The organism is Corallococcus sp. AB030, from assembly GCF_003668965.1.
GTDB classification, from domain to species: domain Bacteria; phylum Myxococcota; class Myxococcia; order Myxococcales; family Myxococcaceae; genus Corallococcus; species Corallococcus exiguus.
This window is the reverse complement of record NZ_RAWQ01000191.1, coordinates 1-21,698: the sequence shown is the minus strand read 5'-3', so window position 1 is coordinate 21,698 and position 21,698 is coordinate 1. Positions and strand designations below refer to the sequence as shown.

The 21,698-nt window shown below is 69.5% G+C and carries 18 protein-coding genes, 2 tRNA genes and 1 pseudogene; 15 read left to right on the top strand and 6 right to left on the bottom strand.

Going from position 1 to position 21,698, the window contains the following annotated elements:
* Both D7Y15_RS46045 and D7Y15_RS33840 read left to right on the top strand, forming a co-directional pair.
* A pseudogene (locus D7Y15_RS46045) lies at positions 1–638 on the top strand (serine/threonine protein kinase); the annotation flags it as partial.
* Positions 639–663: 25 nt separating this feature from the next.
* Positions 664–1,572, top strand: coding sequence for a DUF2381 family protein (locus D7Y15_RS33840; protein ID WP_233605190.1), 909 nt, complete (start codon positions 664–666; stop codon positions 1,570–1,572).
* A gap of 228 nt (positions 1,573–1,800) precedes the next feature.
* Here the strand turns inward: D7Y15_RS33840 and D7Y15_RS33835 are convergent.
* Positions 1,801–1,873 (bottom strand) — tRNA-Glu (locus D7Y15_RS33835).
* 12 nt (positions 1,874–1,885) lie between these two features.
* Positions 1,886–1,958, bottom strand: a tRNA-Lys gene (locus D7Y15_RS33830).
* A 189-nt stretch (positions 1,959–2,147) separates the two neighbouring features.
* On the opposite strand from D7Y15_RS33830, the gene greB reads away from it, so the two are divergent.
* From greB to D7Y15_RS33805, 5 genes are all read left to right on the top strand, one after another.
* Positions 2,148–2,687 carry a transcription elongation factor GreB gene (gene greB / locus D7Y15_RS33825; protein WP_120575117.1) on the top strand — a complete coding sequence of 180 codons (540 nt, stop codon included), beginning with the start codon at positions 2,148–2,150 and terminating at the stop codon, positions 2,685–2,687.
* A 9-nt stretch (positions 2,688–2,696) separates the two neighbouring features.
* Positions 2,697–3,692, top strand: a complete 996-nt coding sequence (locus D7Y15_RS33820) for a deacetylase (RefSeq protein WP_120575118.1) — start codon at positions 2,697–2,699, stop codon at positions 3,690–3,692.
* Between the two features lie 185 nt (positions 3,693–3,877).
* Positions 3,878–5,197 (top strand): PhoH family protein, encoded by a 1,320-nt coding sequence (locus D7Y15_RS33815; RefSeq protein ID WP_120575119.1) that lies wholly within the window; start codon positions 3,878–3,880, stop codon positions 5,195–5,197.
* Positions 5,198–5,231: 34 nt separating this feature from the next.
* The gene (locus tag D7Y15_RS33810) at positions 5,232–5,549 is read left to right on the top strand and encodes a YbeD family protein (RefSeq protein WP_120575120.1); all 318 of its coding nucleotides are present in this window, start codon (positions 5,232–5,234) and stop codon (positions 5,547–5,549) included.
* 87 nt (positions 5,550–5,636) lie between these two features.
* Positions 5,637–6,398, top strand: coding sequence for a cyclopropane-fatty-acyl-phospholipid synthase family protein (locus tag D7Y15_RS33805; protein WP_120575121.1), 762 nt, complete (start codon positions 5,637–5,639; stop codon positions 6,396–6,398).
* A gap of 63 nt (positions 6,399–6,461) precedes the next feature.
* Here D7Y15_RS33805 and D7Y15_RS33800 read toward each other — a convergent pair whose 3' ends face one another.
* Positions 6,462–7,550 (bottom strand): diacylglycerol kinase family protein, encoded by a 1,089-nt coding sequence (locus D7Y15_RS33800; RefSeq protein WP_120575122.1) that lies wholly within the window; start codon positions 7,548–7,550, stop codon positions 6,462–6,464.
* 404 nt (positions 7,551–7,954) lie between these two features.
* Between D7Y15_RS33800 and dnaK the strand changes: the two genes are divergently transcribed.
* The 6 genes from dnaK (at position 7,955) to D7Y15_RS33770 (ending at position 16,872) form a co-directional block, all read left to right on the top strand.
* The gene (gene dnaK, locus D7Y15_RS33795) at positions 7,955–9,868 is read left to right on the top strand and encodes a molecular chaperone DnaK (RefSeq protein ID WP_120575131.1); all 1,914 of its coding nucleotides are present in this window, start codon (positions 7,955–7,957) and stop codon (positions 9,866–9,868) included.
* Positions 9,869–10,087: 219 nt separating this feature from the next.
* Positions 10,088–10,945, top strand: coding sequence for a hypothetical protein (locus D7Y15_RS33790; RefSeq protein ID WP_121755161.1), 858 nt, complete (start codon positions 10,088–10,090; stop codon positions 10,943–10,945).
* A 28-nt stretch (positions 10,946–10,973) separates the two neighbouring features.
* The gene (locus tag D7Y15_RS33785; RefSeq protein ID WP_120575124.1) at positions 10,974–11,381 is read left to right on the top strand and encodes a thiol-disulfide oxidoreductase DCC family protein; all 408 of its coding nucleotides are present in this window, start codon (positions 10,974–10,976) and stop codon (positions 11,379–11,381) included.
* A gap of 54 nt (positions 11,382–11,435) precedes the next feature.
* Entirely contained in the window at positions 11,436–13,967 is a 2,532-nt protein-coding gene (locus tag D7Y15_RS33780; protein ID WP_121755160.1) for an AAA family ATPase, read from the top strand.
* Between the two features lie 35 nt (positions 13,968–14,002).
* Positions 14,003–16,285: a vWA domain-containing protein gene (locus tag D7Y15_RS33775; protein WP_121755159.1), complete on the top strand. Its 2,283-nt coding sequence runs from the start codon at positions 14,003–14,005 to the stop codon at positions 16,283–16,285.
* Between the two features lie 17 nt (positions 16,286–16,302).
* Positions 16,303–16,872, top strand: coding sequence for a PspA/IM30 family protein (locus D7Y15_RS33770; RefSeq protein WP_120575127.1), 570 nt, complete (start codon positions 16,303–16,305; stop codon positions 16,870–16,872).
* 10 nt (positions 16,873–16,882) lie between these two features.
* Here D7Y15_RS33770 and D7Y15_RS33765 read toward each other — a convergent pair whose 3' ends face one another.
* Positions 16,883–17,764 (bottom strand): diadenylate cyclase, encoded by an 882-nt coding sequence (locus D7Y15_RS33765; RefSeq protein WP_120575128.1) that lies wholly within the window; start codon positions 17,762–17,764, stop codon positions 16,883–16,885.
* Positions 17,765–17,889: 125 nt separating this feature from the next.
* Between D7Y15_RS33765 and D7Y15_RS33760 the strand changes: the two genes are divergently transcribed.
* Positions 17,890–18,252, top strand: coding sequence for a TraR/DksA C4-type zinc finger protein (locus D7Y15_RS33760; protein WP_120564404.1), 363 nt, complete (start codon positions 17,890–17,892; stop codon positions 18,250–18,252).
* A 76-nt stretch (positions 18,253–18,328) separates the two neighbouring features.
* On the opposite strand, the gene D7Y15_RS33755 is transcribed toward D7Y15_RS33760, so the two are convergent.
* Complete coding sequence (locus D7Y15_RS33755) at positions 18,329–19,096, bottom strand: FHA domain-containing protein (RefSeq protein ID WP_014395768.1); 768 nt, start codon at positions 19,094–19,096, stop codon at positions 18,329–18,331.
* A 111-nt stretch (positions 19,097–19,207) separates the two neighbouring features.
* Here D7Y15_RS33755 and D7Y15_RS33750 point away from each other — a divergent pair, with 111 nt between their 5' ends.
* Entirely contained in the window at positions 19,208–20,884 is a 1,677-nt protein-coding gene (locus D7Y15_RS33750) for a serine/threonine-protein kinase (protein ID WP_120575129.1), read from the top strand.
* Positions 20,885–20,942: 58 nt separating this feature from the next.
* Here the strand turns inward: D7Y15_RS33750 and D7Y15_RS33745 are convergent.
* Positions 20,943–21,698: FHA domain-containing protein (locus D7Y15_RS33745; protein WP_121755158.1), on the bottom strand; the 756-nt coding region annotated here is incomplete at its 5' end.

The window sequence follows — 21,698 nt, the reverse complement described above, 5'->3', positions numbered from 1 at the left end:
CACCTCAAGCTGATCGCGCCGCAGCTCCCACCGGGCCGGAGGCCACCGCTGCGGCCGTCGCTCTCCCCGCGACGCTCCAGGAGGTTTCAGCCACCGTGACGACGCAGCCGAAAGAGACGCAGCCCCTCCAACTCCCCTCGAAGCCCGCGAAGAAGGGCATGAGCGTCATGGCCCGTGCTGTCGGCACGGCTGCGCTCTGCACTTCGTTCGGGTGCCCGGGGCCGCAGGTGCGTCCAGCGCCTCCTCCGGAGCCGTGCCCGGCTGGTGCAGAGAAAGCTATGCGGAAGCTTGGAGTCCGAGAAGGATCAAGCCATCCGATTACTTTTGTCTTGAAGGGCAGCCAAAGCCCTAGAGTGATTTCCATCGGGGAAGGCCCTGTAGAAGTGATGTTGGTGGCCGACTGGTTTGGCATGCCGGACGGCACGATGCTCGCGGGGCGTAGCATCGTGCGTGACCGTGTTTACGTTCGGCTCAATTGGGCGACAACTCCGCAAGGTGACAGTTTTCCCGTATGCCTGGATGTTGTTGGCGGGAATGACTCCGACAGGGGTCTTGCAAGGGAACCGGGAGAAAGCTCTCCCTCGCGTGCCCGCATCTATTCGAGCAACTACGCGGAAGCCGTCAGCGAATTCAAATAGCGGTCGGTCAGGGAGTCATTGCTGAGTGTATTCGCCAACCTGGGTGGTCCCTCTTCTGTTCCTTCTTGTTGGAGGAACGGCGCTGGCGCAGGCGGAACGAGAGGATGGCGTTCAGACAACACGTCGGATCGAGTTGGCTGAGACAAGCGATACGATTCCGGAGGTGCAGATCAGCGCGGGGCTCTCGTCGGTCCTGCTCTTTGATTCGGAGCTTGCTCGCGAAGGAGTCGAGCTGGAGGGACGGGAGCACTTTTCGCTTTTGGAGATTGGCCAGACGGTCATCCGTCTCATCCCCTCGCCGTATCAACGCCCCGGTGAACGAGTTCGCCTGACCGTGCGCTTCCGAGATGGCGCGGCACCTCGGCAGGCAACTTTCCTTCTCAAAGTTCATCCTGTTCGCGCCGAGGCGATTGTCGAAGTGTATCGACAGAAGCGAACGCTGGAGACCTACCAACAGGAGCTTCGAGAAGCCCGCGCAGCGGCGCTCCAGTGTCAGAATGAAAATACGCGGCTGCTCGCCGAGCGCGACGTGCCAGCGGGTCTGATCGGTCTCCTGGCAACAGGCATCATGGACCGGAAAGGTGCGGCGGGGCGCGAACTGCGCGTGACCATCCGTCAGGGAGTCGAAAGCAGGGTCGAGGTGATCACCGTGGGCGCGTATCGAGCCGCCTCACGGGTCGCGGTGGACGCCTTCATCGTAGTCCCTGAAGGGCAGCAACCGTGGACTGCCACTGGCGCCACTCTCAAGAGCAAGGTGGGAAGGGAGCTGAAGGTTCTGCGGGTGTGGCAACAGGGGCCAATTGCACCAGCAAGTCGAGGGCGGGTGATCGTGGAGGCAGAAGGGCCTCCTGATGTTGCTGATCACGTCTTCTCGCTTCGGCTTTGGGAAGAAGGACCACGCGACATCACGCTTGGGAACGTGTCGTTCCCGTAGCCGGGCAGGTGCCGCTTGCGAGCCCCGCACTCCATCCGCACCAAGGCGCATTGGGGAGAAGGCCGAACTGCACGGGGCCGACACTGGGGACCGCGTAAGGGCCGTGCCGGAGTCCCCGCGTTCGGACGGGCTGTTGTTCTCGCTGAAGGAACAACGAAGGAACAACGTTGAGCGGTCAGAAACGAACGGGGTTGGACGGTTTGACCCGTCCAACCCCGCGTTTTTACATGTCCCCGACGGGATTCGAACCCGTGTTACCGGCTTGAAAGGCCAGCGTCCTGGGCCTCTAGACGACGGGGACGTCGTCACTGCTTGAGTCGCGGGGGGCTCGAACCCCCGACCCTCGGCTTAAAAGGCCGGTGCTCTACCAGCTGAGCTAGCGACTCGCTATTCTTTTTTTGGCACCGGCTGCGGATCCGCCAGCGGCCCCGCGAGGCGCTTCCTACCAGCAGCGCCCGGGGAGTTCCACTGGCGATCGCAGGCGCCCCTTCCTGACACGCTCCGTCCCGCCCCTGGGTGAACATCCGCTCGCCGGGCACCCGCCGTCCGTCAGCGTCCGGCGCTATACACGGGGCATGGCCCAGGAAGCTCCCGAACCGCCCGACGACGCCGCCGAGGACGAAGAGGCAGGGGAGCAGGCCCCGTTCCGCCGCTACCTCACCCGCGCGGGCGCCGAGCGCATGCACCGCGAGCTGCTCCAGCTGCTCAACGAGGCCCGCCCCAAGGTCACCGCCGAGGTCTCCGCCGCCGCTGCCCAGGGCGACCGTTCAGAAAACGCCGAATACATCTACGGCAAGAAGCGCCTGCGGGAGATCGACCGGCGCATCCGCTTCCTCTCGAAGCGCCTGGACACCGCCACCATCGTCACCCCCTCGGAACAGGCGGACCGCTCGAAAGTCTACTTCGGCGCCACCGTCACCCTGGAGGACGAGGGCGGAATCCGCAGCACGTACCAGATTGTCGGTTCGGACGAGATCGACGCCGCCGGAGGCCGCATCAGCGTCGAGTCACCCATGGGCCGCGCGCTCCTGCGCAAGGCCCCGGGCGACACCGTGGAGGTGCGGCGCCCGCGGGGGGAGATTGAACTCACCCTGGTGGACATCCGCTACGACTAGGACGCTCCCATGCCCCGGACGCCAGAGCTCACCACCCATGCTCGCCGCATCTATTCGCGCCTGAACAGCGCGGACCTGGCCGCGTCCGCGGGGGAGTCCCTGTCCCTGGAGGACCTGGGCCTGGAGTCCGGCGGCGACCGCGTGGGCCTGGCGTTCGGCACCTACAGCCGCGAGGGCCTGGAGCACGCCCTCCGGGCCTATGGCTTCGCGCAGCGCCTGGAAGAGCGGGTAGGGCCCGTCGAGCTGCGCCTGTCCTGCCAGGACCCGTTCCAGCCGCGCATCACGCTCCTGAGCCGCCGCTATCACGCTGCCGTCGTGGACCTGTCCCTGCGTCAGGCCATGGGCGCGGAGGTCGGCTTCACCCGCTCGGCCGCGGAGGCGCCGCTGCTCTACGTGGACAGCCTCCTCCTGCAGCACCCGGGGCGCCCCTTCGACTGGAACCGTCCGCCGCTGCCGGGACAGCTCCATCCTGGACTCTCGCTGTCGCGCGACCTGCTGGAGCTCCTGCACCTCATGGCCCGCCGCATCGGCGCGGAAGGCGTGGCGCTGATGCCCGCGACCTTCTCCGCCGCGTGCGTCTACGAGCGGCGCTTCACCTTCGCGGACGGCGTCGCGCAGGGGCACTTCAGCGCCCTTCGCCGCGCGGGCCGCGGCTGGCCCCGCTGGATGCTGGCGTGGGCGGTGGAGTTGGGCTGCATGCGGGACGCGCAGGGACAGCCGACCCTCTTCACGCCCACGCCGATGATCAGCCCCCTGTCGCGGCGGGTGGCCCGGCGGCTCGACACGGGCGGTTGGCACAAGGCCTGGCGCCTCCACGCGAAGCAGGCGCTGTCGCTGGACGAAGAGGCGTTGCAGGCGCGCTTCCCCTGGGCCCGCATGCCTCCCGGCCCTCCGCCCGAAAGGGTGGTGGAGGTGCTCGGGTATGATCCGCTGGCGCCCGCGTCGCTCTTCCAGGACGCCAGCGAGCCCGCGCCGGCCCCGGTGCGCTCGGCCGCGACGTCCTGAGGGGCCCGCGGTAGCGCCCCGTTTCCGGAACGCCCGTGCTGTTTCGGACGGACCTTCGCGCTTTCAGACGGGAATGCGGCTGCTGGCCCCTCGTTCGGTGCCTATATTCAGCGGTGTTGGTCCTCCACGGTCGTCGCTCGCCGTCAGCAATCGCACCCGAACCAGGTCAGGTCGCGAAGCCCTCGATGCGAAAGAACTTCATCCTCGACACGAACGTCCTCCTCCATGACCCCCGCAGCATCTACGGGTTCAAGGACAACAACGTCATCATCCCCATCTACGTCATCGAGGAGATCGATCAGTTCAAGCGCGATCTCTCCGAACTGGGGCGCAACGCGCGACTGGTGGCGCGCTACCTGGATTCCTTCCGCGCCGAGGGCTCCTTGAAGGAGGGTGTCCCGCTGCCGCACGGCGGGATGCTCCGCGTGGCCTTCACCGACCGTTCGCTGCCGTCCTCCATGGCGGACAGCAACCTGGTGGACAACCGCATCCTCGCGGTGGCCCTGGACATGATGGAGACCGAGCCGGAGACCCAGGCCGTCTTCATCACCAAGGACACCAACCTGCGGATCCGCGCCGACGCCCTGGGCCTCTCCGCCCAGGACTTCGACACCGAGCGCGTCGAAATCACCGACCTCTACACCGGCTTCACGGAGCTGCTCGTCCCCACGGAGATGGTGGATCAGCTCTACAAGCCCGGCGGTGAAGTGGAGGTGCCGGCCCAGGACCGGCTCTTCCCCAACCAGCTGGTGCTGCTCAAGGACGAGCTCAACCCGTCCCACACCGCCATGGCCCGCTTCAGTGGCGCCAAGGCGCGGCTGGTACCGCTCGCGCGCAACAGCAAGGAAGGCACCTGGGGCATCCGGCCGCGCAACATGGAGCAGGCCTTCTGCCTGGACCTGCTGCTCAACGACGAGATCAAACTCGTCACGATCGTGGGCAAGGCGGGCACGGGCAAGACGCTGCTCGCCATCGCCGCGGGCCTGCAGAAGGTGACGGAGGAGGGGCTGTACCACAAGCTGTTGGTCAGCCGTCCCATCTTCCCCCTGGGCCGGGACATCGGCTACCTGCCGGGCAGCGTCGAGGAGAAGCTCAACCCCTGGATGCAGCCCATCTTCGACAACGTCGAGTTCCTCATGAACCTGAGCCGCGCGGACAAGAAGGCCGGGCGCGGCCACCATGAGCTCATCGACCTGGGGCTGATGGAAATCGAACCGCTCACGTACATCCGCGGGCGCAGCATCCCCAACCAGTTCATCATCGTGGACGAGGCGCAGAACCTCACCCCGCACGAGGTGAAGACCATCCTCACCCGCGTGGGCGACAACACGAAGATCATCCTCACCGGCGACCCGTTCCAGATCGACAACCCGTACGTGGACTCCACGAACAACGGGCTCGTGCACGTGGTCAACCGCTTCAAGAACGAGAAGATCGCCGGCCACATCACCATGGCCAAGGGCGAGCGCAGCATGCTGGCCGAGTTGGCGGCCAACCTGCTGTGAAGCGCCCAAGGCCCGTGCCTGATAGAGACGAGTCATGACCCAGGACGGCACCGACAAGACCGACGCCCCCGGCGAGGAGAAGAAGCCCCTCGTCGAGTACCCCTCCGTCTACGAGTACAAGGTGATGGGCAAGGCGACGGTCGAGGAGACGCCCGGCTTCGAGGAGCACGTGCGCTCGCTCTTCCGGCGGAAGCTGGGCTCGGAGGTCTCCCCGGACTCCATCCACGTGCAGCACAGCCGCAAGGGGAAGTTCGTGTCCCTGAGCGTGTCCGTGCTGCTGTTGTCCGAGGAGCAGCGCCGGGGCATCTACGCGGAGCTGCACCAGGATCCCCGCATCGTCTACTACCTGTGAGGCAGGCGGTGCGCGGGCGGATGCCCCAGGGCGCCCGGAGGCGGCCGGCGGCTGGAAGTCCGGCCGGGGTGCGTATATGAGGGTGGAATGAGTCCCGCTGAGCAATTCCCGCTGTACCACCCGCCGGGGGCGCAGCGCGCGTTCGGATCCGACGACGCCACGCGCCGCTTCGCCAAGGTGGCCCAGCTGGAGCAGGGCTCCCGAGTGCTGGTGCTCGGCTGTGGTCCGGAGGGCGGCGCCGCCGTGCTGCTGGCCCAGGAGCTCAAGTGCTCCGTGGTGGCCGTGGACACGGATGAGACCCTGGTGTCCCCCGTCCGCGAGCGCGTGCGCAGCCAGGGCCTGACGGATCGCATCGAAGTGCGCCGCGTGGCGCCGGACGCGCTGGGCATGCTGGACGGTCCCTTCCACGGCATCCTCGTGCCGGGGCGCGTGCAGTACCCGCTGGACGTGTCGCTGCGCGTGTTCCGCCCGCTGCTGGGCAAGCGCGGCCGCGTGGGCTTCACCTTCCCGGCGCGCGTGGGCCGCTTCACGCCCAAGCCCGTGCTGGACTTCTGGGAGAAGCGCCTGGGCGCGCCGCTGCTGCTGCCGCGCGAGCTGCTCCAGGCGCTGGAGACCTCCGGCTTCGAGCCGGAGTCCGTGGAGTCGCTGCACGACACGGAGCTGGACGCGCTCTACAAGGACATGGAAGCGAACCTGCCGGAAGGCGCCTCGCCGGAGAGCGCCACCTTCCGCGAGGAGCTGGCCCTGCACCGCGAGCACAACCAGCGGCCGGGCGTCAGCTACGCGTTCGCGGTGGGCCGTCGCAAGGAACCGGGTGAGAAGCCCCCGGCGTCGCGCGACCGCGGCTGAAGTCTGTCGGAGTCTTGATGCGTGGGGGAGGGCCCGGAGACGCGGGCCCTTCAACCGCCGGGACTACTGCACGCCGTTGAAGTCGAGCAGCTCGATGGACTCGGGCGCCACGGACAGCGTGACCTGCTCGCGGTAGCCGGCCGCGTCGCCGCCGACCTGGAAGGGCATGGGGCGCGCGAAGCGGATGGTGACCTCGCGGGCGTGGAAGTCGTGCAGGCCTTCCGGAGCCCAGCGGCCGTTCCACAGGCGGGGGAGGTTGGCCAGCACCTGCGTGGGCGACACCTGTCCCAGGCGCAGCTGCAGGAAGCCCCGGCGGTCATTCGCGTGGGGGAACATGCGGAAGCCGTAGCCGTAGAAGGGCATGGTGCCCGCGGCGGCCATCATCAGCTTGCCCCGGAAGAGCAGCGCGCCCGGCGCCAGCGGCCCGCCCACCGTCTGTCCCTCCGCGCCCAGGCGGTAGGCTTCCGACGGGCCGTTGACGACTTCGCACTCCACCAGCACGGAGCTGGTGAGGTAGTGCGGCACCGTCTTGAAGGCCACCGCGGAGAAGTAGCCGCCACCGCCGGACATGACCCGCTTGAACAGGCCCTTGCCCAGCGACTCCTTCACGGCGATGTAGTCGTTGAGCACCTTGCCATCCACGCCCAGGCCCGCGAAGGGCGCGCGCTGGCCGTCCACCTGCACCAGGTCCATGGTGCGCACGCTGGGGATTTCCGCCGCGCGGGCGCGCACCACGTCGTTGAGGATGCCGTCGCCCCGGGTGCTGGACGCGTTGACGAACGCCGCGATGCCGTTGCCCGTGCCCAGCTTGAGGATGCCGAAGCGCGGCGCGGCCTGTCCGGCGAACTTCCCGCGCGGGCCCACCTGCTGCAGCACCTCGTTGACGAAGCCCATGAAGGTGCCGTCGCCGCCGCCGGTGAAGACCGTGGGGTAGCCCCGCTCCAGCACCGTCTGCGCGATGCGCCGCGCGTCCAGCGGCGAGCGCGACAGGAACAGGTCCTCCTCCGGCACCACGTGCGACAGCAGCTTGACCACCCGGGCGTCCACCTTGCGGGCGTTGGCGTTCAGCAGCACCGCGACCTTCGGTTCGACGGACGGAAGCGCCGCGGGCGAGCGGCGGAAGTCCGTGGAACGCAGGGGCTGAACCAGCATGGACGACTCCAAAGGGGCGGGGAGCGGTATGACAGCGCTGACGCGGTTCGGACTGTGCACTTTTCTCGCCAACCCCTGACGCGTGGTGTCAGGCGGGCAGGTGGAAGTGATTCCGAGGGGTTGAACGGTCCGCTGGTGTCCAAAATGCCCGCCCGGTTGCTACCGCGGGGTGACGGCAGTGTAGAGCGCGTTACGCACCCGTGGCGCTCGGATGGCGTTCCGGTGACACGCGGTCGGCCGGGCCTGCGCACTGCGCTACGCAGCGGGCGTCATCACCTTTGCGCTGGGTGCCCGGGCCTACGGGAAACCCGTCCTCGCGTTTGACACGCCGGGGGGGGTGGTTACGTTGGGCTTACATCGGGATTTCGCAGGAAAAACGCAGTCATTTCCAGAGGATGGGAACCGTGGGCAAGATTATCGGAATCGACCTGGGCACCACGAACAGCGTGGTGGCGATCATGGAGGGTCGCGAGCCCAAGGTCATCGTCAACGAAGAGGGAGCCCCCACCACGCCTTCGGTGGTCGCGTTCACGAAGGACGGGGAGCGCCTGGTCGGTCAGGTGGCGAAGCGCCAGGCCATCACCAACCCGGAGCAGACCGTCTACTCGGTGAAGCGCTTCATGGGCCGCCGTTTCGAGGAGACGACCGAGGAAGCGAAGCTCGTCCCCTACAAGGTGGGCCGTGGCCCCAACGGCGACGCGCGCGTGGACATCGCCGGCAAGCAGTACAGCGCGCCGGAGATCAGCGCGCAGGTGCTGCTGAAGCTCAAGCGCGCCGCGGAGAACTACCTGGGTGAGAAGGTGACGGAGGCGGTCATCACCGTCCCGGCGTACTTCAACGACGCCCAGCGCCAGGCCACCAAGGATGCCGGTGAGATCGCCGGCCTGACGGTGAAGCGCATCGTGAACGAGCCGACCGCGGCGGCGCTCGCGTACGGCATGGACAAGAAGAAGGATGAGAAGATCGCCGTCTATGACTTCGGCGGCGGCACCTTCGACGTGTCCATCCTGGAGGTGGGCGAGAACGTGGTGGACGTGCTCGCGACCAACGGCGACACGCACCTGGGCGGTGACAACATCGACCTGGAGATCATGAACTGGCTGATCAGCGAGTTCAAGAAGGACACCGGGCTCGACGTCAGCAAGGACAAGATGGTCATCCAGCGCCTGAAGGAGGCGGCGGAGAAGGCCAAGATTGAGCTGTCCAGCGCGACGCAGACGGAGATCAACCTGCCGTTCCTCACGGCGGACGCGTCGGGTCCGAAGCACCTGAACGTGAAGCTCACGCGCGCCAAGTTCGAGCAGATGATTGGCCCGCTGGTGGAGCGTTCGCTGGAGCCGTGTCGCAAGTGCCTGAAGGACGCGGGGCTGGACCCCAAGGAGCTCAACGAGATCGTCCTGGTGGGTGGCTCCACGCGCATCCCCATGGTGCAGGAGGCGGTGAAGAAGCTGTTCGGCAAGGAGCCGAACCGCTCCGTGAACCCCGACGAGGTCGTGGCGCTGGGCGCCGCGGTGCAGGCGGGCGTGCTCGGCGGCGAGGTGAAGGACATCCTCCTGCTGGACGTGACGCCGCTGTCCCTGGGCGTGGAGACGCTGGGCGGCGTGATGACGAAGCTCATCGAGCGCAACACCACCATCCCCACGCGCAAGTCGGAGACCTTCTCCACGGCGGCGGATGGCCAGACGCAGGTGGAGATCCACGTGCTGCAGGGTGAGCGCGAGATGGCGGGCGACAACCGCAGCCTCGGCCGCTTCCACCTGACCGGCATGCCCCCGGCGCCGCGCGGCGTGCCGCAGATTGAAGTGACGTTCGACATCGACGCGAACGGCATCCTCAACGTCAACGCGAAGGACAAGGCGACCGGCAAGGAGCAGAAGGTCACCATCAGCCACTCGTCCGGCCTGTCGAAGGACGAAGTGAGCAAGATGGTCGACGACGCGCGCAGCAACGAGTCCGCGGACAAGGCGCGCCGCGAGCTGGTCGAGGTGAAGAACCAGGCGGAGAGCCAGTCCTACGCCGCGGAGAAGATGATCAAGGAGAACAAGGACAAGCTCACCCCCGAGGTGGCGAAGGCCGTCGAGGACGGTGTCGCGGAGCTGAACTCCGTCCGCGAGGGGCAGGACAAGGACGCCATCAAGGCGGCCCTCGAGAAGCTCCAGCAGGCCAGCTACAAGGCAGCGGAGGAGATGTACCGGGCCACCGGCGGCGCGCCGGGCGCCACGCCTCCTCCGGGCGCCGAGCCCTCCGCGGCTCCGGGCTCCAGCGCCCAGCCGTCCGCGAAGGACGACGTGGTGGACGCCGAGTTCCGCCAGTCTTGACGCCGTGAGCCTCCCGCCCCGCGGCGGGGGCTGAAGTCCCAAGGGCCGGTGCTCCGACGAGGGGCGCCGGCCTTCTTCTTTTCTCCGCGGCGGTGGACGGGTGTGCCGGACGCGGGATGAGGGCCGGGAGCAACCCCGCGAATTCACGCGGGAGCGTGTGGCGGAGGCACTGCAAGGGGAGGGTGGGTTCCTCGCTGTCCACCACGAAGGTGTCCCGCCATGTCCCGCATCGACTCCCTGCTGTCCGGCGTCCTCCCCGACCTCGCCGCGCCCGAGGGCGCATCGCTTCCCCTGGCCCCGCGTTTGGAGGCGCCTTCACGGACGTCGGCTGCTCCGGCCAACTCCGTGGAGGTGTTTCGGGGGACCGGCGCGCAGGCCACGACTCCCTCGAGGGCGCCGCAGGTGGCGCCCCGGGCGCGGGAGGGCAACGGCTTCGACTTCGGCGTGGGGGGCGCGTTCCCGCCGAAGCCCACGGGCTCCATCCAGGAGCAGCTGAAACAGGGGGCGCGGCTTCTGGAGCAGACCCAGGCCGCCGCCTTCAGCGTGACGTTGGACAAGGGCGCCTCGATGGATGCCTACGCGCGCAAGCAGCTGGGGCGCCTGGACCCGAGCCCGCCGATTGCTGGCGCTCCCACGGCGCTCACCGACTACACCAGCACCATCCACGGCGTGTCCGCGAGGGACGCCTTCGAGGCCTTCGTCAGCAACCCGGAGCTGCTCTTCGGGGCGGCGGGCATCTCGCTGCGGCCGGCGGCGAGCGCGCTGACGGATGGCGCCCGGCTGTTCCTGGAGGAGCAGGGGCCGCCGCCGGTGTGGGCGCCCATCGCCGTGAAGCTCAACGAGACGGAGCGCGTCGTCCACATCACCACCCTGGACGGACACCCGCTGCGCGGCACCAACCAGTTCGTCTTCGACGACGACGGCAGTGGCGGCACGCGCATCCGACAGTACTCGGCCTTCCAGGGCAGCTCCCCGGCGACGTCGGTGGGCATGGCGCTGATGGATCCTATTGAACGGCAACACGACATCTGGCGCAGCGTGCACGGACAACTGCATGAGATGCTCAAGCCGCGTTGACATACTGGGCGCAAGGGGACGCTGACGCATGACGACGCTCCAGACGACACCGCCGGGACATGACGTGGTGCTCTACGACAGCCACTGCCGCGTCTGCAGCGGCGCCGCGCGGGAGATGCGCAAGGTGGTGGGCGGGCAGGGTACGCGGCTGCTCTCGTTCCGCGACGAGGGCGTCCTGGACGCTTTCCCAGGGGTGAGCTTCGAGCGCTGCGAGAAGGCCATGCAGCTCATCCAGGCGGACGGCCGCGTCCTGGAGGGAGCGGAGGCCATCGTCCGCGCGCTGGGCCGGCGGCCGTTGGGGCGGCTGCTCTACGTGTACTACGTCCCCGGACTGCGGCAGCTGGCGGACGCGGTGTATGGGGTGGTGGCCCGCTACCGCTTCCGCATCGCGGGTCGCAACTGCCCCGACGGGGCCTGCGCGGTGCACTTCAAATAGGGGGAGGGGCGCGGGTAGCATGCGGCCTTCCCCGCATCCTCCTCTGGCCCTTTAGTGACTTCGCCTCCTCCCAACCTGCAGGCCGCCCAGTCCTTTCGCCGCTTCTTCGGGGAGCTGAGAGAGACGTACCTGGAGCGGGAAACGCTGTTCACGCAGATTGAGCTGGCGCTGCTCTGCCGCGAGCACGTGCTGGTGGTGGGGCCGCCCGGGACGGCGAAGAGCGCCGTCGCCAGCGCCGTCCTGGGGCGCATCACCGACGAGGTGTCCGGCCTGCCGTCGCTGTTCTCCAAGCAGATCGCGGAGACGACGCTGCAGACGGACCTCATCGGTCCGGTGGACTTCAAGGTGCTCACGGAGACGGGGCGCACCGAGTACCTCACCGACGAGGGCATGCTGGGCGCGGTGCACGCGTTCCTGGACGAAGTTTTTGACGGCCGGGACATGCTGCTGCGCTCCATCCTCAACGTGATGTACGAGCGCGAGCTGAAGCACGGCCGCAAGGTGACGACCGGCCGCACCGAGTGCGTGGTGATGACGAGCAACCGGTACCTCACGGAGGTGCTCGCGCGCTCGCCGGAGCTGCTCCTGGCGTTCGCGGACCGGTTGAGCTTCATCAGCTTCGTGCCCAAGGCCTTCGCCCGGCGGGAGAGCCGGGCCGCCATGCTGCACCGTTTCGTGCACGGGACGCGGCCGGACCTGCGCGCCACGTTGACGCTCCAGCAGTTGGACCTGCTCCAGGACGCGGTGGCCCAGGTGAAGGTGCCCGGCCACGTGCTGGAGGGCGTGGAGATGCTCACGGACGCGCTGGAGCGCGCGCTCGTGGCGCAGGTGTCGAAGCTGCCGGACTACGTGCCCACGAAGTACTTCTCCCAGCGTTCGGTGGTGAAGGCGCTCTGGACGTTGAAGGCCGCGGTGGTGCGCGATCAGATCTACCGCCGCCCGGACCGGCCGCTCGAAGCGACCGTGGAGGACCTGGACGCGCTGCGCTGGTTCTTCCTCCTGGGCGGTCCTCCCGCGGCGGAGGCGGACGCGCTGCTCAAGGCGGCGGTGGACCCTCGTGAGCGGGCGCAGCTGGAGATCGTCCGGCTGGAGCAGCGCACCTTCGACGAGGTGCTGGGCAAGGTGCGGCAGGAGCTGGGCGGTGGCGTGGAGCGCGAGGCGACGACGCTCGCGGCCGCGGACGACGTGAACGCCGCGGAGGGCCTGAGCCGCAACTGGCAGGCGGGCGTGGTGTCCACCACCGCGCGCGGCGTGCTGGGCAAGCTGGTGCCCGGGCCTCGCCACGGTCAGAACCGGGCGCCGCTGCTGGTGGCGGCGCGTGCGCTGGTGGCGGCCCTGGAGCAGCGGCTGTCTCGGGGCATGACGGCGGGGCAGGGGGAGGGGCGCGGCGGTGTGGCGTTGCTCATCGCCATCCGCGACGTCCTGGAGCTGAGCCGGTCGGTTCCGGAGCTGAAGCCGGGCTACCCCGCGCTGTGCGAGTCGGCCGCGCGGTTCCTGGAGCAGGCGCTGGAGATGAGCGCGTCCGCGGCGGAGGGGCTCGCGTTCGAGGACAGCGTCAAGATGGAGTGGCTGGTCGGGCTCGCGGAGAACCTGGAGGAGGAGCTGGGCGTGATGGGCTCGCTGGCGGCGATGCTCAGCGAGGCGGTGCCCTCCCTCCACGAGCGGCTGCGCGACGCGGACAAGGACACTCGCCGCCGGGTGGTGGCCGCACTCCGACGCCGCGTTTCGGCGGCGTTCCCCGCCCAGGCGCCCCGGGGCCGCAAGGATCCGCTGGACGCGCTGTCCGCGGACTCGCGGCGGCTCACCCAACTGGAGAACGCCCTGACGGCGTTGGATCCGTCCCAGGCGGGGTTGAAGCAGGAGCTGCTCCGGCCACTGAGCGTGGCGTACGCGCGCGAGGTGCTGGGCGCGACCCCGTTCGAGCGCATCGAGCAGTACGGCCGCGCGGTGCAGGCGGTGGCGGAGAACCTGCGCCGCGAGGGCGTGACGGCGGAGCCGGTGCTCGCCGAGTGCCGCGACCTGATGGAGAACCGCCTCCGGGAGCATGCTCGCGTGCTGTCTCGCGAGGTGGCCAGCCCGCCGCCGGCACCCAACGCCGTGCTCAATGGCGACGCGTACACCTACTACCGGGGCGAGCTGTCCGCGCAGGCCCCCGACGGCGAGCTGACCGCGCTCGTGGGCCTGGACGGACAGCTGATGGCGGCACGTCCCGCGTCCGCGTCCGCGTTCCTCTCCGACACGGTCCGCGCTGCCGTGGCCGAAGCGGAGCTGTCCTTCCTCCAGTCGCGCATCAAGTACCTGCGCAGCTGGCTGACCCAGTTGTTGTCCGCGCTGCCCGCCCCGGAGGCGCTCAACGGCCGTGCCGACGCGGAGCGCACCTTCGAGCGGCTGGTGCGCAGCCGCTTCCCCCAGCTCGCGCTCAAGGAGGGCGAAATGGTGCGGCTCAAGGCCACGCTGAACATGCTGGAGACGCTCCCGGGTGAATTGGGGGAGAGCGCGCGCAAGCTGTCCGCCCAGCTTCGCGGCATCGACGAGGACTTCGGACGCTTCAGCCGGCAGGTGCTGGAGCGGCGGACCGCGCAGTGAGCGCTGGGGCCATGTTCGGAAGGCGGCGCTGAGACGTGCTGGCGCGTCGGCTCACTCCCCTGCGGCAGCGCCTGGATGCGCTCCGCCAGCCCGTGGCGGCCCGTGGCGGCCCGTGGTCCTGGCCCTTCGGCCGCAAGCTGAAGGGGCCGGAGGACATGGGCCTGCCGGTGCTCGTGGCGCTCGACCGCGAGTTGGATCGCGTGGGCGTCCACACCGCCGCGGATGCCCGGCTGTTGCTCGCGCTGGGCACCCAGCGGGGCAGGGCGGGGGCGCTCGCGCAGGGGCTCGCGACGCGCGCGAACCAGGCCCTGGAGGAGTACGAGGAGTGCCTGCGCCTGGTGGAGAAGGCGCACCGTTCCGGCGAGATGCCTTCGGGGGCCCTCACCGCGCTGGACCGCGGCTTCGTGCGGCTGGCCCGCGCGGTGAAAGTGGCGGATCTCTTCAGCCGGCCGCTGGAGGCTCAGGGCGCTGAGAACGCGCCGTTCGAGATCTTCGAGCGCCCGGCGGGGACGACCCGGGAGCGGCCCCCGGCCAATGCGCGCCTGGCCGTCGCGGAGCTGCTGGCCGCTCGTGCTCGGGACAACGTCATCGACCTGGTGCAGAAGCGGCGCGACCTGGACCTGGCCCACGAGATGCTGCTTCGCCTGGGCACCACGGACGCGGATCGCGCGCGGAGCATGGCGCTGCGCACCGACGTGGCGGAGGCGCGCGAGCGGGTGCGCGAGGTGCCGCCCACGCGCTCCCTGGAGGCGCTGGTGCGCGGCGTGAGGAAGGCCGCCCAGGAGGATCCCCGGGAGGCCTACCGTTCGTTGCAGGGCCTCTACGAGCGCGCCATCGAAGCGGGAGACGCGGAGCTGGCCTCGGCGGCCCGGCGCGCGCTGACGCCGCTGCTTCCCCCGGAGTCCCGGCTGACGCGGATGGTGGAGGAGGCGGAGGCGGGCACGCGGCTGCAGTGGCTGGGGGAGGCGGATGCCGAGGCCGACTCCGGACGCGAGGCGGAAGACGCTCCGGACGAGCAGCTCGCGGACCTGGCGTTCTCACTGAAGCCGGAACAGCTGGCCACGTTCGACCTGGCGGCGGGGTGCGCGCGCTTCTTCGACGTGGAGGACGCGTTGTCGGAGGAGATCGTCGAGAAGGATGCCGCCGCCGTGCGGGCCGTCCCGCGCCAGGTGCCTTATCCGACGCAGACGATGTCGTTCGATACGACGGGCAGCCTGGATGAGATCCACCACTTCGTCATCACGGATCCACGGCGCCTGCTCCAGGACCTCGCGGGGCACCGGCAGCTCGTGCGCACGTACCTGGACGACGCGCCGCCCCCCAAGCCGCGCAAGGTGAAGCGCACCGCCGTGCGCGTCTACGTCTGTGACGCCTCCGGCTCCATGCACGGCGCGCGGGCGCGCTTCCGTGACGCGTTGATCATCGCGGAGCTGAACAACCTGCGCGTGAAGGCGCGGCGCGAAGAGAACTTCGATCCGCTCTACTTCAGCTTCTTCAACGACGTGCCCACGGAGCTGGCCCGCGTGGACACCGCCGCGGAGGCGACCCGGCAGATTGAGAAGCTCTTCCGGGACTCTCCCGCGGAGGGGCAGACGGACATCTCGCTGGCCCTCCTGTCCGCCTTCGACTCCATCCGCGCCGCGCAGGGGCGCGACCCGTACCTCGCTCGCGCCACGGTGGTGCTCATCACCGACGGCGAGGACCGCGTGGACCTGGACCTCATCCGCCGTACGCGCGCGCCCATGGGGGCCCTGGACATCGCGCTGAGCTTCATCTCGCTGGGAGAGGAGAACCCGGACCTCAAGTCCCTGGTGCTGGAGCAGCGCGCCGCGGGAGGCCGCGCCTTCTACCACCCGCTCTCCGACGAGGAGATCCGCTGGGCGCGCACGGAGTTCGACACGCCCTGGCGCACGCTCCTGCCGCGCGACGTGCCGGCCTCGCTGGAGGCCCTGGAGGCCCTGGCCCCGCACCTGGACGCGCTGGAAGCGGTAGCGGCGGGCCGCGCACCCGGGGCGGGCGTGGCCGTGGAGGCGTCGTTCGACGCGCTCTTCCCATCCACTCCCGCGGCGTCCACCGTGCCGGAGACGCCCGGGGCGGAGCTGGTGGCGCGGGTGACGGACATCCTGGAGGCGGTGGGTGAGGCCGCGTCGCTCGCCTCCGCGGACCGGCGCGCGACGGAGAGCGTGGTGCTCCTGCAGCACCTGCTGTCCGTCTACGGACTCACGCCCGCGCGCTACCTGGCCGTGCTGTCCGGCGGAGGGCGTCCGGTGGCCGAGGCGTTGGAACGCGTGCGGTTGCTCTGCCGCCCGTTCGGGTAGGCTTCAAGGCACGCGCCATGTTCGGCTTCCTCAAACGCAAGAAGACCCCCGCGGCGCCCGTGGATCCGTTGGCCACGTTCGACCGGCTCATCGAGGACCTGGAGCGCCAGGCGGCCGAGGTGCGCAAGTCCGCCGCCACGCTGCTGGCCCTCAAGGGCGAGCTCTCCCGGGGAGTGACGCGCTACACGGCCCGCCTGGGCGACATCGCTGGACGGCGTCAGACGGCGCATGACCGGGGAGACGCGAAGGGCGTGGGCGTGCTGGAGCGCGACCGCGTGCAGACGGAACGCCTGTTGGAATCCACGCGGGAATCGCTGCGGCGCGCGGAGCGGGACTCGGCGCTGCTGCTCGGCGCGGCCGGCGAGCTGGGCGAGCGCGTGGTGGACCTGCGCATCGAGCGGGAAAGTGCATCCGCGCGCATGGCCGCGGGTGGTGTCGTCACGGAGGCACTGCGCGAGCAGGTGGAGCGCTTCGACCGGGTGATGGCGCTGGATGCGGCGCGCGACGAGGTGGAGAAGGCGCACGCCCTGGCGGACATCTACCGCGAGGAGCACCAGCCCCACGCCGCGCCCGAGCGCGTGAAGTAGGGCAGGGCGCTCAGGTCCGCCGCGCTGTCTGGTGCAGCTCCAGCACGATGTTGCCGCCCTTGAAGAGCCGCACCGCGCCGGAGGTCTGGCTCACCGTGAGCGCGATGCAGTGGGTGGAGGACGTGATGCCCGCGGAGGCCGCGTGGCGCGCTCCCAGACCCAGGGGAATCTTCACCGTGTCGTCGTTGGCGGACAGGTAGCGGCCCGCGGCCAGCACCACGCCGTCCTCGCGGATGACGAACGCGCCGTCCAGCACGGAGAAGTTCTTGATGGCGTCGCGAATCTTCGGGTCGAGCACGTTGCGCTCGGACTCCGACAGGCCCTGGAACGGGTTGATGGTGAGCTGCCGGCTCTTCTCCAGCACGCTCGTGTGGTCGCCAATCGTGATGATGGTCCCGATGGGGTGGCCCTCGAAGCCCTCCTGGCCAATCTGCAGCGCCAGTTGAATCAGCGCGTCCACCACCTGCGAGTTGAACTCCTCGCCCAGCTTCACGCCCTCGATGGCCAGCCGGTCGTCCAGCGATCCTCCGATGCGCATCTGCATCAGCATGTCCGGAGCGCGGCCCACCTTTCCCGTCATGCAGAGCACGAGGTCGCCTTCCTTGAACGCTCCCTGGGACAGCGCGGAGACGAGCGCCACCTTCACGCGCTCCGTGCGCGAGTAGTCATACGCGGGAATGACGAGCGCGCGGGCCTTCTTGCGCAGGAGCTCCTGCGCCAGCGGCTCCAAGGTCACTGCGTACACCAGCTTCTTGCGTGCGGGCTTACCCCGGAGGTCGTCCGGCGAAATGGGCGTGTCGCAGATGTAGAGGAAGTGGTCGACGTCGCTTTTGGCGGCCAGGGAGAGCGCCGAGCGCAAGAATTCCCGATCGAACTTCGTGTTGTCGCTCAAGGCGCCCCTCGTGCACCCACGTTTTAAAGCAGGTCAGCTTGACACTGGGAACTGCATGAATAAAGCTTTCGGGCCCTTTTTTTCGGGGTCAGGCCCCCTCTACCCGTCCAACGGAGCCGCAGGCTGTGAACCAGAAAGATCTCAAGCGTTACAAGAAGATGCTCGAGGACAGCAAAACGAGCCTGCTCGAAAGCGCGAAGAAGACCCTGGTGGAGGAATCGTCCTTCGACACGGACGACCTGCCTGACGAAATCGACCAGGCCGCTTCCGAGTACACCCAGTCCATGGTCTTCCGTCTGAGGGACCGCGAGAAGTTCCTCCTGCAGAAGATCGACGGCGCCCTCAAGCGCGTGGAGGACGGCACCTTCGGCATCTGCGAGCGCTGCGAGGAGGACATCTCCCCCAAGCGTCTGGATGCGCGTCCGGTGACGACGCTCTGCATCCGCTGCAAGGAAGAGCAGGAGAAGAAGGAGAAGTCCTACGGCTAAAGGCCGTGGCTTCACCGGGCCGCACGGGGCTCCGATGCCCGTGCGGTCCGCGCCTGTCGAGCGAAGCGCCGTTGCTTCAGGCCGCCGCGGGCTGGATTTCCACCCGCAGCAGCTGACGGCCGATGAGGAAGTGGTCGCCGTTGTCGACGAAGGTCGGCCCCGCCAGGCGGATGAAGGTGCCGTTGGACGAGCCGACGTCGCGCACCATCAGCCGGTCCCCGCGGACCTGCAGCAGCGCATGCCGCCCGGACACGAAGCCGTCCGTGGGGAAGGCGATGTCGCCCTGCTCACGACCCAGCAGGTTGTCGCCGTCCTTGAGCGGGAAGGCCGCGCCGCGCAGGCCGCCCTCCAGCAGTTGGATGAGCCGCAGCCGGTAGCCGGGATCCGGCGAGCCCCACACCTGCGTGCCGCCGGGCCCCAACGCCGCGGCGGGGATGGGCTCCAGCACCATGCGCTGACGGCCCAGGCGCAGCTCACCGCCGGCGGGCAGCTCGCGCTCATTGCGCAGGCGCACGAAGACGCCGTTGGCTCCGCCCACGTCCTCGATGGCGAGCCGGGCGCCGGAGAAGAAGAAGCGCGCCTGCACGGGCATGATGAACGGGTCGTCGTTGAGCGCGATGTCCGCCTGCTGGCCGCAGGTGAGGGTGTCGCGCTGCATGCGCACGAGCGCTTCAGGGCCGCCGTCCGCGCGCACCACGCGGATGGACACCTGTGGGCGCGACGAGATGTGCGCCACGGCCATCACCATGGTTCCGGAGCGCAGCGCCGAGCCGCAAGCTCGGCAGACAGTGGCATCCCGGGAATTCTCGGTGTCACAGCGGGGGCAATAGTCCACGGCGTCCATGCGAGTTGCCCTTCTAGCAGGCCCGCGCCGCGTTGGGGGGCCCGACAGCGTACGGCTTGCCCCCACCCGAGGGGCATGGTGAAGTCCCGGGCCCACTGACTGGACGCTGACGTGTACTGCCCTTCCTGCGGCGCCGACGCCGAAGACTCCTCCCGTTACTGCCCCGCCTGCGGCGCGACGCTCCTGCGCTCGGCGGAGGGCGGCGACGAATACGTGGGCAAGACGATTGCCTCCAAGTACCGGGTGGAAGCCCTCATCGGCGAGGGCGGCATGGGCAAGGTGTACCGCGCCCGGCAGCTCGCGTTGGACAAGGTGGTGGTGCTGAAGGTGCTGCGCCACACGCTGCTGTCGGACGAGCGCACCGTCGCGCGCTTCCAGCGCGAGGCCAAGGCCGCCAGCCGCCTGAACCACCCCAACTCCATCAGCGTGCTGGACTTCGGCCAGGCCGACGACGGCGCGCTCTTCATCGCGATGGAGTACGTGGCCGGGCAGGACCTGCATCAGATCCTCAGCCGCGAGTGGCCGCTGGGCGAGGCGCGCGTGGTGCGCATCGCCCTCCAGATCCTGAGCGCGCTGTCGGACGCGCACGGCGCGGGCGTCATCCACCGGGACCTCAAGCCCGAAAACATCATGGTGGAGCAGCGCCGCAACGAGCCGGACTTCGTGAAGGTGCTGGACTTCGGCATCGCGAAGATCACCGACTCGCAGGACGAGGGCCCGGCCCTCACGCGCGCAGGCTTCGTGTGCGGCACCCCCGAGTACATGTCGCCGGAGCAGGCGCGGGGCGCGGTGTTGGATCACCGCTCGGACCTGTACGCGGTGGGCGTCATCCTCTACCAGCTGACGACGGGCCTGCTCCCCTTCGAGTCCGACTCGGCGGTGGGCTTCGCCACCAAGCACCTCACCGAGGAGCCGCCCCCGCCCACGCGCCGCCGTCCTGATGCGCGCATCTCCCCGGGCATGGAGCGGCTGATCCTCCGCGTCCTGTCCAAGGACCCGGATGACCGGCCGGCCAACGCCGGGGCCTTCAAGGCGGAGCTGCTCGCCGTCGACAAGGAGCGCCGTCGCGGAGGGGCCGCCGCCAACGACACGGGCGGGCGCCGTCCCCAGGCCTCTGGCGTGCTGGCCCCCATCCCGCGCAAGTCCCAGGCCGCGCACAACGCCGCCCGCAACAACACGGCCTGGAACGACGTGACGGTGGAAGCCACCGTGCAGGGCCTGCCGCATTCGCGCACCCCTGTCTCCGAGGAGTCCACGCTCGCGCAGGAGGGCACCCGGACCTCCGTGGCCGCGCCCGCCTCCGGTGGCGGCGACGGCATCATCCTCTTCTTCAAGGCGCTCACCACCGTGCTGGTGCTGGGGGCGGTGGGCTTCTTCGTCTACTACTTCGGCATTGGCGCGGGCAGCGGCTCCGAAGGCAACCAGTACGTGGCGCCGCCCAACGCGCCCCGGTTGCTCACCTCCGGTTCGGATCAGCCGGACTACCTGCGGCAGATCCCCAGCAACGCGCGCAACGTGGACAAGGCGCGCAAGCTGACGCAGGACGGGGACCGCGACGTGATGGCCGGGGAGCTGGGCCGCGCGACCTCCAGCTACAAGGAGGCCTTCAACTTCAACCCGGAAGCGGAGCTGGCCCTCAAGCTGGGTGAGCTGTACTGGCAGCGCGACAACACGGACGAGGCCCGCGGCTGGTGGGTGCGTCACCTGACCGACATGCCCGACTCGCGTGCGCGCGCGTACATCGAAGTCCGGCTCGGCAGCCCGGTGGCGCGCCCCTCGTCGCCCTGAGTGCCGGTAGTACCCGGCCCGGACCGACTCGGCCCGGTGCCGCGCGGGCCGCTTCCCGTCAGCCCAGCGTTTCGACCTGCATGACGTGCTGGCCCAGGCGGACGCGGTCGCCCGGACGCAGGGGGCGCTCCGTCGCGGGCGGGATGCGCACGAAGGTGCCCAGGCCGCCGGAGAGGTCGCGCAGCATCGCGCCGGTCGCCGTGGGGCTCAGCTCGCAGTGCCGGCCGGCGAGCCCCTCGTCATTCGGGTACGCCAGGTCGCAGTGGGCCTGTCCGATGGTGAGCAGCGCCGCGGCCGTCACCACCGCGCGGCCCGCCCTGCCACCCATGTGAACCTCTTCCACGCCGTACAGCGCCTGGCCGAGCGGCGCGGGCGAACCATACGGGGTGGGCCGGCCCGCCACGGGCGCGGGGGACTCCACGCGGCCGGTGAAGCGGAACAGCCGTTGGCCCGCGCTGAAGAGGGCACGCGGCGCCAGCGGCTCCGTGCCGGCGAAGGTGACGTAGACGCCCGACGCGCTCGACTCGTCGCGCACGTAGAGGGCGCCGTCCTTCACCAGGAAGGTGGCGTGCAGCGGCGACACGAAGACGTCGTCCGGGAAGAGGATGGCGCCGCGCTGGCGGCCCACCACGCAGCCCGTCACCGGCAGCTTGTAGCGCTGGCCGCGCGTCGTCCCGGCGATCACCGCCAGCCCGAAGCGCGACGCCACGGGCGGAGGACGCGCCGTGGCGCCCGTCGTCGCGGGGGGCGTACCCGCCGGAACCGGCGCCGTGGCTCCCGTACCGCCGCGAGGGGGCAGGGCGTTGTCCGGCAC